The organism is Acerihabitans arboris, from assembly GCF_010131535.1.
Lineage (GTDB): Bacteria > Pseudomonadota > Gammaproteobacteria > Enterobacterales > Enterobacteriaceae > Acerihabitans > Acerihabitans arboris.
Window position 1 is genome coordinate 42,986 of the sequence record NZ_WUBS01000015.1, and the last position, 14,705, is coordinate 57,690.

Consider the following 14,705-nt stretch of genomic DNA (forward strand, 5'->3'; position numbering starts at 1 on the left):
TTATCATGCGCGCGTTAAAGCCCTTTATTTACGCCCTGTTCAGTGCCTCATTGTTGTTTACCGCCGGATCGGCCATCGCTAAATCCACCGTCAGCGACGAGCAGGTTAAGCAAAGTATTATCGATGAATCCATTAGCAGCTATCCGGGAAACTGTCCTTGTCCTTATAACTCCGCCAGGAACGGCAGTTCCTGCGGCGGCAGAAGCGCCTGGAGCCGGGCAGGGGGATATTCGCCGATCTGCTATAAAAAGGAAGTGACAAAAGAGAGGGTGAAAGCGTGGCGGGAATCCCACCGGTCTTAGGATAATGTCGCCCCGGACGGCGCCGGGGCGCATTTATATATCACTCAGGAACGGTAAGCCATTCCGCCGAGTCATCGAACATTTCCTCAACAAGACGCGCTAGTATCGCCTTGTCGCTTTTACTGGCATCGGTTTCCAAACCGTTGCGCTGCATCGGCTTGATTTTGACCTCGGCGTCGGGGAAAACCCGCTGGACGCGTTTGGTCAGCTCGGCCAGGATAAGACTACCGGCGTTGGCCAATGACCCGAAGTTTCTTTTGTCGTAAATCAGTTCAACACGCATGATCCATCCTTTTATTTTTACTGGTTAAATATACAGTTTAACCATAGGCGAATGCAAGGTGCTTTCGGCCGATCCATGACCCAACGGACTATTTCCCGCGCGGTTGCGCTCCGGGTTTATATGCCAGCTGATACAAATACATACCGGCCAGCATCGCCACGATAAAAACCACGCCCTGCCAGATTCCCGCGCCCAGTAGCACCAGCGCCGGTCCCGGGCAAATGCCCGCTATGCCCCAGCCGATGCCAAATACCACGCTGCCGGCAATTAAGCTAGGGTCGATGGCCCGCGATGCAGGCAGCAACATGGGCTGGCCAAGCAGCGATAACGGTCGGCGCTTCGCCAGCCCGAAGCCGATGCTGGCCGCCGCAATGGCGCCCAGCATCACCAAGGCCAGTGAGGGATCCCACCGGCCGGCGATATCCAGGAAACCCACTACTTTTTCCGGATCGGACATGCCGGAAATCAGTAAACCGATGCCGAAGATCAGGCCGGCGATGAATCCTGACAGCTGCGTCATAACGCCACCCCGGCGAGCAGATGGCGGATAACGAACACGGTGATAATGCCAAACAGCATAAATACCGCCGTGGCCGCCAGCGAACGCGGCGACAGCCGCGCCAGGCCGCATACGCCGTGTCCGCTGGTGCATCCCGAACCAAGGCGGGTGCCAAAACCCACCAATATGCCCGCCACCGCCAGCCAGGGCCAGGAGTGGGTAAACCGCATCTCCGGCAACGGGCTGACGAGTCGATAGATGAGCGGCGCGATTACCAGCCCAAGGATAAACATGGCCTGCCAACCCTTGCGCCTGGGCGCAAGCAGGCTACCCAATATCCCGCTGATCCCCGCAACCCGGCCGTTGAGCAAGATGAGCAGCGCCGCCGCCAGCCCAATCAGTAAGCCGCCGGTCAGCGCGCGCCAGGGGGTAAAATGCATCCAGTCAATGCTCATGTATGTCCTCCGCTAACTCCCGCGCATAATGGCCATACTATAAAACGGCGGGCCACCGCAACTATCATGGCGCCACCTTAACATGGCGGGCGGCATGGCCTATACTTTTGCTGTGCATAAGAACTATAAATCGCTGTAACCGCCTGACTTATCTTGTTAATGGCCGGATAACAGGCATGCCTGGGAATAAAAATGATTAAACCTATTTACCGATTGGCCTTGTTGTCCCTGTTCGCTGGCTTTGCCGCCAACGCGGCCGCGGCCGAAAATAAATGCCCATTGGCCAACAAAATCATCAATGACAGCAATAACTTAATCATGCTAAGCGGTACCGCCAAAGGTAACATCAGGTTGGTGGTGGCGGGCATGGTGGGAAAAGATCTGGATGAGCAGGCCCGTTCAAGCATCAGTTTTGACCCTTGTAGCCGCCTGGTCGAGGAAGGGTACGATTACCATAAGACGGAAGGGCGTATGACGCTGCGCATGTCAAATCACACGGTAAAAGCCGGGGAGGGGTGGGAGACCGCGTACGATATCGCCATTATCGTCGACAAAGACGGCGCGCAGAGGGTGGTTAACCATAAGCAAGGCAAAAGCCGTTTTTTTGTCGGCAAAAAGGGCGTGATCACCTCATCGACCGATGCCTTTACCATTAACGATCGGCCGGGATTTACCACCACGACCTACGATTACGATAACAAATCGCGGTTGATCACAAGCACCGCCCGTGGGACCGATGGGTTTAGTAATGATGAATACACCTATGCATATGATAAAAATGGCTATTTTAGCTCAATGACCTCTATGCACGGTAAAACCAGCTATAAATATGATCCGAATGGCCGGGAGGCAGGTTCTTTTTCCATTTCAAGGACGTTGGTCAGCCAGATAACCAAAGTGGAAGAGTGCCAGCGCAACGACGACGTGGGCAACTGTATTTTGAGCTACGGCCGTGAAACGGAAATTTTCCCGCAGTCCATTATCAGAAGGCATCGCAGTACCGCCACTCAGTATCAGTATTGGGATACCGCGGATAAAAGTTGATATGCCGGCCCGGTAGGGTAAATTATGCTTACACGCAGATAATATAATAGGGTTATCGGCCATGACATCCATACATGGACATGAAGTGCTGCATATGATGCTCGCCACGCAGGAGTCCTTCACCACCAACACGCTCGTCGCCGGTATTGAAGCCAGGTTTGGGCCGGATGCCCGGTTTCATACCTGTTCGGCCGCCGACCTGGACGCGCGCGCGCTGGTTGACTTCCTGGCCGCCCGCGGAAAATTTGTTGCGCGGGACGCGGGTTTTACCACCGGCGAAAATAAAATCTGCCAGCATTGAGTTGCGGCAAAACAGGGTGTTATGCAAATAAAAAAAGCTGCCATAAGCAGCTTTTTAAAGGTCATGCAAATTAATACATGGCGCCTGGCGGCACATCTTTCACGGTATTAACGTATGACAGCAGGATTTTTTTCAGGAATTTACGGAATTTCATGCTCTTCCCCTCATCAGGTTTTACCCTGTACAGTGTTTGCGTTTGATGGGGTTATAATATGACCTCCGTCACATAAATGCAAATATTTGTGACGCACATCACATAAAAAAGAGCATCTTTTCACAATCACCCCCAAGGCGATTAACAAAATCAGTCAGCTTTGGTTAACCCGCCAGGGGAATTTTTCATCGGCTAGCCTTGCCCTGTTTAAGCAAACGCCGCCTGGCATCGCGGTTTAAAACAGCGGAGTGGCCTTGTCGTTCTCGTCCACCGCGACAAAATTGAACTGGCCATGCACCACTTGTTCCCGGCCCGGCTGGTACATATTTTCCAGGAAAATAACGACATCCACGGTGACACTGGTCCTGCCCACGCGGCTAACTTTGCCCACCAGTTCTATAATGGTGCCGGAGGGAATGGGCCGGATGAAGGTGATCTTTTCCGTCGATACCGTAACCAGGCGTTTACGGCAAAAGCGCGTGGCGGTGATAAACGAGACCTCGTCCATCCAGGCCAGGGCGGTGCCGCCGAACAGCGTCGAGTGATGATTTATCGTGGTGGGAAACACCACCTTGGCGACGGTGGTGACGGATTGCAGGATTTTTTGCCGTATCTCCACGTTTGCCTCATCTTGCATAGCAATACCTTTACATCCGGTTAACAAATTTTATGGGGTGATTATGCCCGAATTTGCCAGCTATGCCTTAATTTTTCGCATGATGTTTCCCTCAGCCCACATTCACCTCAGACGATACTGTTCACCACGCCGCCATCCACCCGCAACGCCGCGCCGGTGGTGGCCGAGGCCTGCGGGGAGCAGGTGTAGACCACCAGGTTGGCCACTTCCTCAGGGGTAGCCAGCCGCTGTATTATCGAGCTGGAGCGATGGTTACGCACAAAATCAGCCCCGGCTTGCTCAATGCTTACGCCCGCCTCGCGCGCGGAATCCTTCAGCATTTCCCGCACGCCCTCGGACAGCGTGGGGCCGGGCAGCACGGAATTCACCGTGACCTGGGTTCCGGCGGCAAGTTTGGCCAGGCCGCCGGCAATGGACAGCTGCGCCGTTTTAGTCATGCCGTAATGAATCATTTCCGGCGGGATATTGAGCGCCGACTCGGAGGAGACAAACACCATGCGTCCCCAGTCGCGATCCAGCATCCCTTGCAGGTAAAAGCGGGCCAGCCTGACGCCGGACATCACGTTGGTCTGGAAATAGCGCTCCCACTCCTTATCGTCGATTTCAAAAAAAGGCTTGGGTTCGTAGATGCCCGCGTTGTTAACCAGGATATCGGCGGCGGGGACGACGCCGGTCAGCCGCGCCGCGCCCGCAGCATCGGATAGATCGGCCACCACGCCTTTGATATTGGCCTGCGGCAATGCCTGCTTGAGCTTGCCCAACGCCTTGTCCACCGTGGCCTGGCTTCGGCCATTGATTACCACCGCCGCGCCGGCGCGCGCCAGCCCGGTGGCGATGGCAAATCCAATACCGCCGGTGGAGGCGGTGACAATAGCGGTTTTTCCTGCCAGATCGATCTGCATAGCATTCTCCGGATATTAACAAAGGACCCTGATTTAATCATAGGCCATGGCAGTGGCGGCGTTAAGAGGGGTGGGGCAGGAAGCATTTTTAACCAAAACAGAATAATCTGCGCCGGGGACAGGGTAATCTCAGCCCAGGCCGGGCGGGTATCGTACCTAACGAACCAATGTAATAGGTTTTCGCTGGCCGCCGAACGTTATGTCAGGTGGTTAAACAGAAAATCCAGCAGTCGCTTCATGCGGGGCGGCTGAAATTTATTGCGGTTAAAGAGGGCATACAGGGGCGCCGGTTCAATAAAATAATCGTCCAGTACCGTCGCCAGCCGGCCCTCGGCCAGATCGTTCCTGATATCAAGAATGGACTTATAGGCGAAGCCGTAACCCATAATGGCCCATTTGCGGCTGATATCGCCGTCGTTGGTGGTATGGGTGGGGGTGACGAGAATCTGCTGCAGCGCGTTAGTTTCATCGCGATAGCTCCACTGATCCTGGCGGCCGGCGGCGTTAAGCAGGACAATGGTCGGCAGCCCCTGCAGGCTGATGGGCGCCGGGGGTTTGCCCAGACGCGCCAAAAGCGACGGCGCGGCGCACACCACCCGATGGCTCTCGGCCAGTTTGCGGGCCGTCATGCTGCTGTCCACGGGCTGGCCGTAGCGGATGGCGATATCAATATCGTCGCCGATAAGGCTCGAGATGGAGTCAGTCAGGGAGAGGATCAGGCTGACGCAGGGAAAATCGTGGCGAAAGCCTTCCAGCTCGCTGACCAGGCGGTTACGACCGAAATCGGAAGGGGCGGAAATGCGTATCGTGCCTTTGATTTCATCTTTGCCCGACTGTAGCAGTTCAGTGACGTCGTTAAACTGCTCAAGCGCGCGTTGGCTATAGCTGAGGAACAGCTTGCCCTCGTCGGTTAACCTGAGCTGGCGGGTGGTCCGCTCAAACAATCGCACCTTAAGGCCGGTTTCCAGGCGGACGATGCAGGCGCTCGCCGCCGCGGGTGAACAGCCCAGCTTACGCCCGGCCGCCGAGAAGCTGCCAAGCATCGCCGCTTCGATAAAAAGTCGTAAATCGCTCATACGTTCCACTAATTATCCTTAACCTCGTCTCTTCAACATCCTTTATTATGCTGGATGGCGGCGGAATTCGCCTTTTTCCAACGTTCCCGTTAATACCCATCAACAGCACTATCTATTGACAACCGGAGGGATTCGCGATGGGCGGTCGGTCGCCAGTCTTGCCCTTAAATCAGCCAGGGACGGACGAGCATGAATTGCCTGAAATTCCTGATAAAAAATGGCGAATTCAGGATCTTCTTTGCATATATAGTGCAAACCGTGCCGCTCAAACCTGTTCATTCCTTGACGATTTCCTCAGCCGCGCTTAAGTATCGTTAAATTTATCGGCCAATCGCGGCCGATGTTTAACCATTGACCGCGGGCAACGGGAATGGGATCCCGCTACCCGCGGCGGCGGCAATCCATTTCCCGCCCCGCCGTGGTACCAGTCCCTGCGGGACCGTCCCGCGTTATTTGCTGACGCGATCGTAATATACCATATCCGCATTCAGCCCCTGCTGGTAACCCTTAACGTTGTCGCGCAGTGCCACCTGGGTTTTTGCCTGATCGATAAATACATAAGGCGAATTGCGCAATAGTTCTTGTTGCATATCGCGATACAGGTCGCGGCGTTTGGCGGGATCGGCCTGCGCCACCGCCGCCAGGGTTCGCTGGTTTAAGCCCGGGATTTGCCAGCCGTTCAGGCCCGCCACCGTGCTGGATTTACCGTCGTTATAGGCAAAAGCGCTGGCGTTGGAATGGGCATCGAAGTAATCCGGGATCCACAGGCGAATCGCCGCCTGATGCTGTCGGGCGCGAACCCGCGCGTAGACCTGGCTGCCGGCGGCCGGCAGCAGTTCCAGCTTCACTCCGCCCTGGGCAAAGCTGGCCTGCAGCGATTGCGCGATGGTGATAAAGGGCGATTTATTCTCGACGTCAAGCGTCAGGGCGGCGTTGCTGATGCCGGCCTTGGCCAGGATGGCCTTGGCGCGGGCGGGATCGAAGGTAAAGGGATTATCCTCCAGCGCTCCGGGCAGCCCCACCGGCAGGAAACTTTGATGAACGAAGTATTGGTTTTTCAGCAGATCCCGGGTAATGCCCTGGTAATCCACCAGATAGCGGGCCGCTTGCCAAAACGCCGGGTTGTTTAACAGCGGATTGGCGGTATTGCCGGTATTAAACACCAGGTAATTCTGTTCCGCCGACGGGATGGACAGCACTTTTACGCCGGGCTCGCCGCCGAGCGCCGCGGTCTGGTCCGGACCAAGGTCGCGGGCGACATCGGCGTCGCCTTGCTGTATCAGCAGGCGGCGGGAGCTGGGATCGGGCACATTTTTGATGATAATGGTTTTTAGCAGCGGCCGATCGTCCTTCGCCCGCGGATTGGCATCCAGTACTATCGCCTGATGCGGCTGGTATACCCGCATGGTAAACGGACCGCTGCCCGCGGAGTGCATCCTCAGCCAGGCGTTGCCAAAGTCATCGCCCTTGACGTTAGCCGCCACGGTGCGGCTGTCGACGATGGACGCAATGGGCGTCGACAGGATATTCAACGCCACCGCCGGGCTGACGTCGGCAGTCCAGCTGAGCTGCACGGTCTCATCATCGATTTTTTTTAATCGCGCGGTTATGTTTTCCGGCTGCCAGCCGAGCACGTTAAGGATAAACGCCGGTGATTTATTCATTTTCACCGCGCGGGTGTAGGAAAAGATCACGTCATCGGCGGTCACCGGATTGCCGGACGCAAAAGTCGCCCCGGGGCGCAGCTTTACCGTCAGGGTCTTGGCCGCCGCGTCGCCTTGCCAACCGGCGGCCAGCACCGGCATGACGTTGGCCGGATTGTCGCGATTGGCCTGCACCAGGCGTTGATAAAGGCTGGGTATGGTTTGAATACTGGACAATTCATTGCTTTCCGCCGGATCGAGACTCACGATGTCATCCAGGGATTGCGCTACCACCAGCATACCGGGCGGGGTTGCCGCCAGGGCGCCGCCGGTCAGCGACGCCAGGATAACCAATGGCAATAGTTTTATTTGCATCGAATGACTTCCTTTAAGAGGTTTACGCCCCGGGAGACAATAAATACTGAAACCGGGCGCGATTGATAATTTCACCGCCGTCGACATCATAGCCGATGCGGCCAATTTCCTTATAGCGTTATAAAAAACATCTGTTTTGTAACCTATTGTTATATAAATAATATATTTACTTATGCGGTTTTTGCATTAACACGAATGTTATAACTTGCCATGATCAAATCTCCGTTAATATCTCCAGTTCATGGCGGCGGCGAGGGGGGGCGCTTATATCATTTATAACCTTTTAATGCCGTTTTAATTCCTTTGTTGTCCCGCCGGCGTGATGAATACTGGCGAAAAAACAGCCGGGGAATACGCCATGCCAATGCCTGACCGGAAAAGCGCCCAATATCTGCACGACGGGCAGCGCGCGCGCATCAAGCAACTTGCCTCCACCCGGCTGTGGCGGTGGGAACTGCCCACCTGGGGGCTGATATTGTTCATATATGCCGGGTGGTTCGCCACCGTGGGCTATTGGACGGCGTTGGGACCCTGGATCGGCACGCCGTTGCTGATCTGGTTTACCACCTGGTATATGTCGTTACAGCATGAGCTGATTCACGGTCATCCGACGCGCCTGCCGTGGCTGAACCGGCTGTTCGGGCTGCCGCCGTTGGCGGTATGGTATCCCTACGGGTTGTATCGCGACTCGCACTTGCGCCATCACCGCGACGATCGCCTGACCGATCCGGACGAAGACCCCGAAGGCTATTATTTCAGCGCTGAACGCTGGCGGGGATTTTCGCCGCTGCGTCGGCGCCTGGCGCGGTGGCACAATACCTTTGCCGGACGGTTGCTGATAGGGCCGGCGCTGGACATTTACCGCGCTTTGCGCGGCATGGCGTTCTCCGTGGCCGGCGGCGATCGCCGCGCAATCGGTATGTGGCTGACCCATGGCGCGCTGCTGGCGGCCTTGCTGTACTGGGTGGCGTTATCGGGGCTGTCGGTGGGATATTTCCTGCTGGCCATAAGCTACCCGGCTCTGGCGATGACCAAAATACGTTCCTTTATGGAGCATCGCGCCGCCCGTGAGCCTGAGGCCCGCTCCGTTATCAATGAGGCGGCCTGGCCCTGGCGGCTGCTTTTCCTTAATCTGAACTATCATTTAGTTCATCATGATTTGCCCACCGTGCCCTGGTACGTCTTGCGCCGGGTCTATCTGGCCGATCGCGACGCATATCAGCGGCGCGCCGGGGGATTCGTGGTGCGGGGATACGCTGAATGGCTGGGGGAGTACGCCTTCAGGCCTGCTGAGGTCGAGGTGCATCCGTCATCGTTGACCGACCGACGACTTTCCGAGGCGTCCGGACCGGTCCATGCCGATTTCACTACCGATGTGCGGTATCAATCGCGATGATGTCGAGACTTTCTGGCAGGGCCTGAGGGCGCGGCTGCTTGCGCGGGGCTGGGTCAACCCGCCGCAGCGGTTATGCTGGCCCGCCTTGCTGCCGGCGCACTGGCGGGACGTCCCGGCCCTGTAGGGATTATCACGGCGAGAAGAGCGTACGGTTGCCCGTTCGCAGGCTATGGCTGTGACGTCCGAGGCCGGGCGAGCATTCATTTAACGAGAGTGGCGATAGCTTGTCGAGGAATTAACGCGATAATACGCAACGGAAGAGCGAAGTATATCTTGGTAGGATGCCCCGAACCGAAGTTCGAGGCGTAAAGTCTAGCTCATTGCTACATGAAACCGACGCAAGTATGGACCTAAATAGCGGATCCGTAAACACTAAAACCGACAATTTTTACCTCCCGCCGGGCGATAGCTCAGCATATGTTCAATAAGAGCGGTAATAACGATGATTTCGTCCGGTACCTGCCTGCCGGCAGGGCAAAAAAAAGCCCGCACAGAGGGGCGGGCAAGGACTTCACAGCAAATCAAACAGCTCATTTATGGATGGGTCCGATTACGAAAAACGGCCTTTCGCCTTCGCTTTAATCATAGCCAGTCCAGATAAACATCAGTGCAACCACGTCTAAAATTATCTAACCATATTATGTGGAAATAACTTGATTACGGCCGTGGCAGGTAGGCGACGCGGTATGTTTCCGCCGGCAATGCGTTTCACTGTCTATACTGAGTTAACAAAAGGCGGCGTTCGGCCGGTTAAAGTAACAAAGGAGAGAGGGAGAGGTGCGATTGCTGGCCTGCCTGCTGGTCCTGGTTCTGCTGTTAACGGTGCTGGCGCCCCGCATCCGCCCCCGGCTGCCGCCCGGCTACGATCCCTTTGCCCCGCTGTCGGTTGACGATCCGCCTACCTTTGTCACCCGCTACAAGCTCAAACGGCTGGCCGCCGACCCGGCAGCCTGTCTGGCGGCGCTCGATCGGGCTTCCGCTGCCGGGCGCATCTCTTTTGTCGCGCTGCCCGATGCCGCCGGTCCCTGTCCGCTATCTTCCCCCGTCAGGATACGCGGCTTCGGCCCGGTGACACTCAGTTCAAGTTTCCTGGCCAGTTGCCCGCTGGCGTTAAGCAGCGCCATGTTTGTCGGCCAGGCGGCCGCGCCCCTGGCGGCGGCCAGTTTGGCTTCCCCTTTAGCTCGGATTGATCATCTCGGCAGTTATGCCTGTCGTAACATCTATCATCGTCGCGCAGGGCGTCTGAGCGAACATGCCGAGGCCGACGCGCTGGATGTCGCCGGCTTCACCCTCGCGGACGGACGGCGTATTCCGGTGCTGCAACAATGGCGGCGGGAGGATCCGGCGGCCCGTTATCTTCACGCGGTGTTCGGCCAAAGCTGTGATTTTTTCGGCAATTCGCTCGGCCCCGATTACAACGCCGCCCATGCCAATCATTTCCATCTCGGCATGCGCGGTTTTGGCGTATGCCGTTAGGCGGGAGGGAATGTCAACGGCGGCGCGACCGTGCGCCGGCCGGTGACGTTGACAGCGTAATCAATAAAGCCGCCGGCGGACGTTGAAGACAGTGCGCAAAAGGAGCATTCTGGCAAAGCGCACCGGCATTTTTACGCAACATTGCCGGATAGCCTGGGATCGCGTTAATAAGACTTTTTATTACATATGCCCCGCCGCCATAGGCCGGAGGGGAGTGTTTCACAGTAGGATTTGTCCTGTAGGGCATTTAAGGTAATTGTATGGTCCGTAAAACTCCCATAGAGCGATATCGCAACATCGGCATCAGCGCGCATATAGATGCCGGCAAGACCACCACCACCGAGCGTATTTTATTTTATACCGGCGTCAGCCATAAAATCGGTGAAGTACATGATGGCGCCGCAACGATGGATTGGATGGAGCAGGAGCAGGAGCGTGGGATTACCATTACCTCAGCTGCCACGACAACCTTCTGGAAAGGGATGGCCGGCAATTACCCGGAACATCATATCAATATTATCGATACCCCCGGACACGTGGATTTCACCATCGAGGTCGAACGGTCGATGCGGGTGCTCGACGGCGCGGTAATGGTCTATGACTCGGTGGGCGGGGTGCAGCCGCAGTCGGAAACCGTCTGGCGCCAGGCCAATAAGTATAAGGTGCCGCGCATTGCGTTCGTCAACAAAATGGACCGCACCGGCGCCGATTTCTTCCGGGTACAGACCCAGATTGCCAAACGCCTGAAAGGCGTGGCCGTGCCGATCCAGATTCCGGTGGGCGCGGAAGAGGGTTTCCAGGGCGTGGTCGACCTGGTGAAAATGAAAATCATCGTCTGGGACGATTCTACCCAGGGGGTCAAATTCACCTATCAGGATATCCCGGAAGACCTGCTGGCCCCGGCCCAGGAATGGCGCAACCATATGATGGAAGCCGCGGCCGAAGCCAGCGAAGAGCTGCTCGATAAATACCTTAACGGCGAAACGCTGACCGAAGACGAGATCAAGGGCGCCATCCGCAAACGCACCATCGCCAATGAAATAGTGCCGATGTTGTGCGGCAGCGCGTTCAAAAACAAAGGCGTCCAGGCGCTGCTGGACGCGGTGGTGGATTATTTGCCGTCGCCTATCGACGTGCCGGCCATTACTGGACATGACGAGGATGATAAGGAAGCGGAGCGCCATTCCAGCGATACCGAGCCTTTCTCCGCCCTGGCGTTTAAGATCATGACCGACCCCTTTGTCGGCCAGTTGATCTTTTTCCGGGTGTACTCCGGCGTTATTGCCACCGGTGACTCGGTTTACAATCCGGTGAAGGGAAAAAAAGAGCGTCTGGGCCGTTTGCTGCAAATGCATGCCAATGAACGTAAAGACATTAAGGAAGTCCATGCCGGCGATATCGCCGCCACGGTGGGCATGAAAGATGTCACCACCGGCGATACCCTATGCGATCCGGACCATCCGATTATCCTCGAACGGATGGTATTCCCCGATCCGGTGATTTCCCAGGCCATCGAACCCAAGACCAAGGTCGACCAGGAAAAAATGGGTATTGCGCTGGGTCGCTTGATGCAGGAGGATCCGTCGTTTCGGGTCAAGACCGATGATGAATCCGGCCAGACCATTATCTCCGGGATGGGCGAGCTGCATCTGGAAATCCTGATGGAGCGCATGCGCCGCGAGTTCGGCGTGGCGGTTTCGGTGGGTAAACCCCAGGTGGCCTATCGGGAAACCATTAAAAAAACCGTGGAAGAAGTGGAAGGCAAATACGTTAAGCAGACCGGCGGCCGCGGGCAGTATGGGCACGTGGTGCTGAAAATCGAACCGCAGCCGGCCGGTAAAGGGTATGAGTTTGTCGACGCCATTAAAGGCGGGGTGGTGCCGCGCGAGTATATTTCCTCTATCGACAAGGGCATCCAGGATACGCTGACGTCCGGCGTATTGGGCGGCTATCCGGTGGTCGACGTCAAGGCGACGCTGTTCTTCGGTTCCTATCATGAAGTCGACTCCAACGAAAATGCGTTTCGCATGGCGGCGTCGATGGCGTTCAAGGACGGGATGCGCCAGGCGCAGCCAATCCTGCTGGAGCCGATGATGGCGGTGGAAGTGGAAACGCCGGAAGATTTCATGGGCAACGTGATGGGCGATCTGTCCTCGCGGCGCGGCATGGTGCAGGGGATGGAGGATATTCTCGGCAGCAAGCTTATCCGCGCGGAGGTGCCGCTGGCGGAAATGTTCGGTTATTCCACCACGCTGCGTTCCATGTCGCAGGGGCGCGCCACCTATACCATGGAGTTTAAGCACTATTCGGAAGCGCCGAAAGCGGTGGCCGAACAGGTGATTAAGGGCCGCGGCAAATAGTCATTAAACGGCCCGGCGTTAGCGGGCCTACCGCGCCGTGGGGCGCTCGGGCGGGCCCATGCCCGCTCCGACCCCATCGGCACGCTCTTCTTGCAACACGTCAGATGGGGCGGTGTTAGCGGGACTTGATGTCAGAACAGGTACTTGACCCCTATCATGCCCCCGGTGTCGCTATAGCCTTTATTACCCACCTGCTGGACGACGCTGCCCCAGAGATTGACATTTTTATTAATTTGCCCGTCTACGCCCAGTCAAAGTTGGCCAATGTTGGCCGCGCCGTCTTGCTTGATGCTGACGCCGTCCAGAATGGCGCCGAAATCGTCGCTATTATGGATCCAGTTTGCCTCGACATAGGGCTGTAAGGTGTGATTCTTCTCTTTATCCCGCTCGCCGTAGGTATTCATATAGGTTTTAACCCCCACGCGGGTCTGGATATTGCCGTCGCCGTCGCCGGTTACGCGGGTACCGTTCGCTTCGGTATGGTCGTCGGCCTGGACGCCCATCCAGGTACCCTATAACCCTACGCTATATCTGTCTACAGAGCCTTTTGAACTGTAGCCTGAAACTTGTGAATCGGTATTGTTGCGGGCGTTACCATAACCGGCCATGACGCCCAGTTGTAAACTGTCCAGGCTGTTGCTGCTCCACCGGCCGATGTCGCCGCCCAGCTGTAATACGTAGCGATTGCTTTGGGTCCGCAACTGGCCGCTGTCATCACGGGAGCGGTTATGACCGCCTTCATTAATCATCCATAGGCCGGTGGATTATTGCGCGCCCGTGATGGGATCAATATAAGGGGTCATGCCCGAACGCAGGTCCCGGCCGGCGTTAGATAGGGTGTCGGCGCCGACAGTCAGCCTTTCGGTATCGGACGCGTCGCCGCTTAAATGCGCATTGAAATTCAGATTACCATTATTGCCGAGATAATCGCCCGTGACGTTGAGCACCGCACCGCCGGTGCGCCTTATTAGCGGATATCAGACAAAATTATCATCGTCGCTGAAGTCATCATCGGCGCCAAAGCTGTCATCCGCGCCAAAACCGTTATCGACATTATTGCCATAATCGTTGTCGGCCAGGTAATCATCGCCGCCCTCTGGAAAATGGCTGCCCGAGACATCATTAAACGTATCGAGATTGTCGCTTTGGAAATCCTGGTTGGTCAGGGGATCGGTGGCGGCGTCCATCGGCTGGTCGATAACATTCACTATCTCCTCCGGTTGACTGTTATGAAACATGCCGGTCAGCATATTGCCCAACACCATCCCTCCCGCGACCCCGGCGGCGGTTTGCAGCGCGCCGGCTAAAAAACCACCGCCGCGCGGCGCCGCCTGCGGCTGGTTATACCCCTGGGCATAACCGTTGTAACCGGGCGGCGGCGCGCTCTGGCCGCCGTAACCGGCCGCGGGCGGCGGCGGCTGGTTATTCCAGGCGGAAGAGGGCTGCGGCCGTGCCGCCTTGGCGGCCCCGCCACCGAACAGATTGCTGAGAAATCCACCGCTGCTGGGCGGCGGCGCGTTTTTCAGTTCGGTAAGTTCGGCTTCCTGCTGTTGCACCTGGTGATGGAGGCGCTTAAGCGCGGCTTCCTGGATCAATATCGACTGCGCCATATAGTAGGGGGCGGCCGGCTGCTGCCGGATAAACTCCTGGATTTGCCTGTCCGCCGCGGCATCACGAGGCCCGGCTTGCTGCTCTGCCTGTTTCAGGCGCTGGAACAGACCCTCGATAATACGTTGCTCTTCTGATTGCATGGCGATGACCTTTTAACCTTGTTCACGTTTGCAGCGGTCTGCATTTTCGTT

16 protein-coding genes and 1 pseudogene are annotated in these 14,705 nt (G+C 56.7%); 7 read left to right on the plus strand and 10 right to left on the minus strand.

Translation table 11 applies throughout. The features are described from left to right. The first annotated feature begins 5 nt into the window (after positions 1–5). Complete coding sequence (locus tag GRH90_RS19580; protein WP_178113255.1) at positions 6–302, plus strand: hypothetical protein; 297 nt, start codon at positions 6–8, stop codon at positions 300–302. Positions 303–342: 40 nt separating this feature from the next. On the opposite strand, the gene GRH90_RS19585 is transcribed toward GRH90_RS19580, so the two are convergent. The 3 genes from GRH90_RS19585 to GRH90_RS19595 all read right to left on the minus strand — a co-directional run bounded on the left by GRH90_RS19585 (position 343) and on the right by GRH90_RS19595 (position 1,539). Continuing rightward, positions 343–585, minus strand: a complete 243-nt coding sequence (locus tag GRH90_RS19585; protein WP_162367646.1) for a DinI-like family protein — start codon at positions 583–585, stop codon at positions 343–345. An 88-nt stretch (positions 586–673) separates the two neighbouring features. Continuing rightward, positions 674–1,105: a DUF6691 family protein gene (locus tag GRH90_RS19590; RefSeq protein ID WP_162367647.1), complete on the minus strand. Its 432-nt coding sequence runs from the start codon at positions 1,103–1,105 to the stop codon at positions 674–676. Further along, on the minus strand, positions 1,102–1,539 hold the full coding sequence (locus GRH90_RS19595; protein WP_162367648.1) for a YeeE/YedE family protein: 438 nt from the start codon (positions 1,537–1,539) through the stop codon (positions 1,102–1,104). The genes GRH90_RS19590 and GRH90_RS19595 overlap by 4 nt, the downstream gene beginning before the upstream one ends. A gap of 192 nt (positions 1,540–1,731) precedes the next feature. On the opposite strand from GRH90_RS19595, the gene GRH90_RS19600 reads away from it, so the two are divergent. Further along, the gene (locus GRH90_RS19600; RefSeq protein WP_162367649.1) at positions 1,732–2,583 is read left to right on the plus strand and encodes a hypothetical protein; all 852 of its coding nucleotides are present in this window, start codon (positions 1,732–1,734) and stop codon (positions 2,581–2,583) included. 61 nt (positions 2,584–2,644) lie between these two features. Then, on the plus strand, positions 2,645–2,884 hold the full coding sequence (locus GRH90_RS19605; RefSeq protein WP_162367650.1) for a YecH family metal-binding protein: 240 nt from the start codon (positions 2,645–2,647) through the stop codon (positions 2,882–2,884). Between the two features lie 70 nt (positions 2,885–2,954). Here the strand turns inward: GRH90_RS19605 and azuC are convergent, their stop codons facing one another. The 5 genes from azuC to GRH90_RS19630 all read right to left on the minus strand — a co-directional run bounded on the left by azuC (position 2,955) and on the right by GRH90_RS19630 (position 7,671). Next, complete coding sequence (gene azuC / locus GRH90_RS26725; protein ID WP_162367771.1) at positions 2,955–3,038, minus strand: stress response protein AzuC; 84 nt, start codon at positions 3,036–3,038, stop codon at positions 2,955–2,957. Between the two features lie 235 nt (positions 3,039–3,273). Then, the gene (locus GRH90_RS19615; RefSeq protein ID WP_162367651.1) at positions 3,274–3,675 is read right to left on the minus strand and encodes an acyl-CoA thioesterase; all 402 of its coding nucleotides are present in this window, start codon (positions 3,673–3,675) and stop codon (positions 3,274–3,276) included. Positions 3,676–3,782: 107 nt separating this feature from the next. Then, positions 3,783–4,577 carry an SDR family NAD(P)-dependent oxidoreductase gene (locus tag GRH90_RS19620; protein WP_162367652.1) on the minus strand — a complete coding sequence of 265 codons (795 nt, stop codon included), beginning with the start codon at positions 4,575–4,577 and terminating at the stop codon, positions 3,783–3,785. A 197-nt stretch (positions 4,578–4,774) separates the two neighbouring features. Then, entirely contained in the window at positions 4,775–5,653 is an 879-nt protein-coding gene (locus tag GRH90_RS19625) for a LysR family transcriptional regulator (protein WP_162367653.1), read from the minus strand. Between the two features lie 449 nt (positions 5,654–6,102). Next, positions 6,103–7,671 (minus strand): ABC transporter substrate-binding protein, encoded by a 1,569-nt coding sequence (locus tag GRH90_RS19630; protein WP_162367654.1) that lies wholly within the window; start codon positions 7,669–7,671, stop codon positions 6,103–6,105. 358 nt (positions 7,672–8,029) lie between these two features. Between GRH90_RS19630 and GRH90_RS19635 the strand changes: the two genes are divergently transcribed. The 4 genes from GRH90_RS19635 (at position 8,030) to fusA (ending at position 12,903) form a co-directional block, all read left to right on the plus strand. Beyond that, positions 8,030–9,067, plus strand: a complete 1,038-nt coding sequence (locus tag GRH90_RS19635) for a fatty acid desaturase (RefSeq protein WP_162367655.1) — start codon at positions 8,030–8,032, stop codon at positions 9,065–9,067. Next, the gene (locus tag GRH90_RS19640) at positions 9,027–9,191 is read left to right on the plus strand and encodes a hypothetical protein (RefSeq protein WP_162367656.1); all 165 of its coding nucleotides are present in this window, start codon (positions 9,027–9,029) and stop codon (positions 9,189–9,191) included. Before GRH90_RS19635 ends, GRH90_RS19640 begins: the two co-directional genes overlap by 41 nt. A 653-nt stretch (positions 9,192–9,844) precedes the next feature. Continuing rightward, complete coding sequence (locus GRH90_RS19645) at positions 9,845–10,543, plus strand: extensin-like domain-containing protein (RefSeq protein ID WP_376766094.1); 699 nt, start codon at positions 9,845–9,847, stop codon at positions 10,541–10,543. Positions 10,544–10,803: 260 nt separating this feature from the next. Beyond that, a complete protein-coding gene (gene fusA / locus GRH90_RS19650) occupies positions 10,804–12,903 on the plus strand; it encodes an elongation factor G (protein WP_162367657.1) in 2,100 nt (699 codons plus the stop codon). A gap of 131 nt (positions 12,904–13,034) precedes the next feature. Here the strand turns inward: fusA and GRH90_RS19655 are convergent. After that, positions 13,035–13,856, minus strand: a pseudogene (locus tag GRH90_RS19655) (autotransporter outer membrane beta-barrel domain-containing protein); the annotation flags it as partial. A 24-nt stretch (positions 13,857–13,880) separates the two neighbouring features. Then, complete coding sequence (locus GRH90_RS19660) at positions 13,881–14,654, minus strand: DUF2076 domain-containing protein (protein ID WP_162367658.1); 774 nt, start codon at positions 14,652–14,654, stop codon at positions 13,881–13,883. Between the last annotated feature and the right edge of the window lie 51 nt (positions 14,655–14,705).

Bases quoted from the DNA above. Each gene is read 5' to 3' on its own strand.
- GRH90_RS19625 (WP_162367653.1), bottom strand. From the start codon at position 5,653: ATGAGCGATTTACGACTTTTTATCGAAGCGGCGATGCTTGGCAGCTTC.
- GRH90_RS19660 (WP_162367658.1), bottom strand. From the start codon at position 14,654: ATGCAATCAGAAGAGCAACGTATTATCGAGGGTCTGTTCCAGCGCCTG.
- GRH90_RS19630 (WP_162367654.1), bottom strand. From the start codon at position 7,671: ATGCAAATAAAACTATTGCCATTGGTTATCCTGGCGTCGCTGACCGGC.
- GRH90_RS19600 (WP_162367649.1), top strand. From the start codon at position 1,732: ATGATTAAACCTATTTACCGATTGGCCTTGTTGTCCCTGTTCGCTGGC.
- GRH90_RS19615 (WP_162367651.1), bottom strand. From the start codon at position 3,675: ATGCAAGATGAGGCAAACGTGGAGATACGGCAAAAAATCCTGCAATCC.
- GRH90_RS19635 (WP_162367655.1), top strand. From the start codon at position 8,030: ATGCCAATGCCTGACCGGAAAAGCGCCCAATATCTGCACGACGGGCAG.
- GRH90_RS19595 (WP_162367648.1), bottom strand. From the start codon at position 1,539: ATGAGCATTGACTGGATGCATTTTACCCCCTGGCGCGCGCTGACCGGC.
- GRH90_RS19640 (WP_162367656.1), top strand. From the start codon at position 9,027: ATGCCGATTTCACTACCGATGTGCGGTATCAATCGCGATGATGTCGAG.
- GRH90_RS19590 (WP_162367647.1), bottom strand. From the start codon at position 1,105: ATGACGCAGCTGTCAGGATTCATCGCCGGCCTGATCTTCGGCATCGGT.
- GRH90_RS19620 (WP_162367652.1), bottom strand. From the start codon at position 4,577: ATGCAGATCGATCTGGCAGGAAAAACCGCTATTGTCACCGCCTCCACC.
- GRH90_RS19585 (WP_162367646.1), bottom strand. From the start codon at position 585: ATGCGTGTTGAACTGATTTACGACAAAAGAAACTTCGGGTCATTGGCC.
- GRH90_RS19605 (WP_162367650.1), top strand. From the start codon at position 2,645: ATGACATCCATACATGGACATGAAGTGCTGCATATGATGCTCGCCACG.
- azuC (WP_162367771.1), bottom strand. From the start codon at position 3,038: ATGAAATTCCGTAAATTCCTGAAAAAAATCCTGCTGTCATACGTTAAT.
- fusA (WP_162367657.1), top strand. From the start codon at position 10,804: ATGGTCCGTAAAACTCCCATAGAGCGATATCGCAACATCGGCATCAGC.
- GRH90_RS19580 (WP_178113255.1), top strand. From the start codon at position 6: ATGCGCGCGTTAAAGCCCTTTATTTACGCCCTGTTCAGTGCCTCATTG.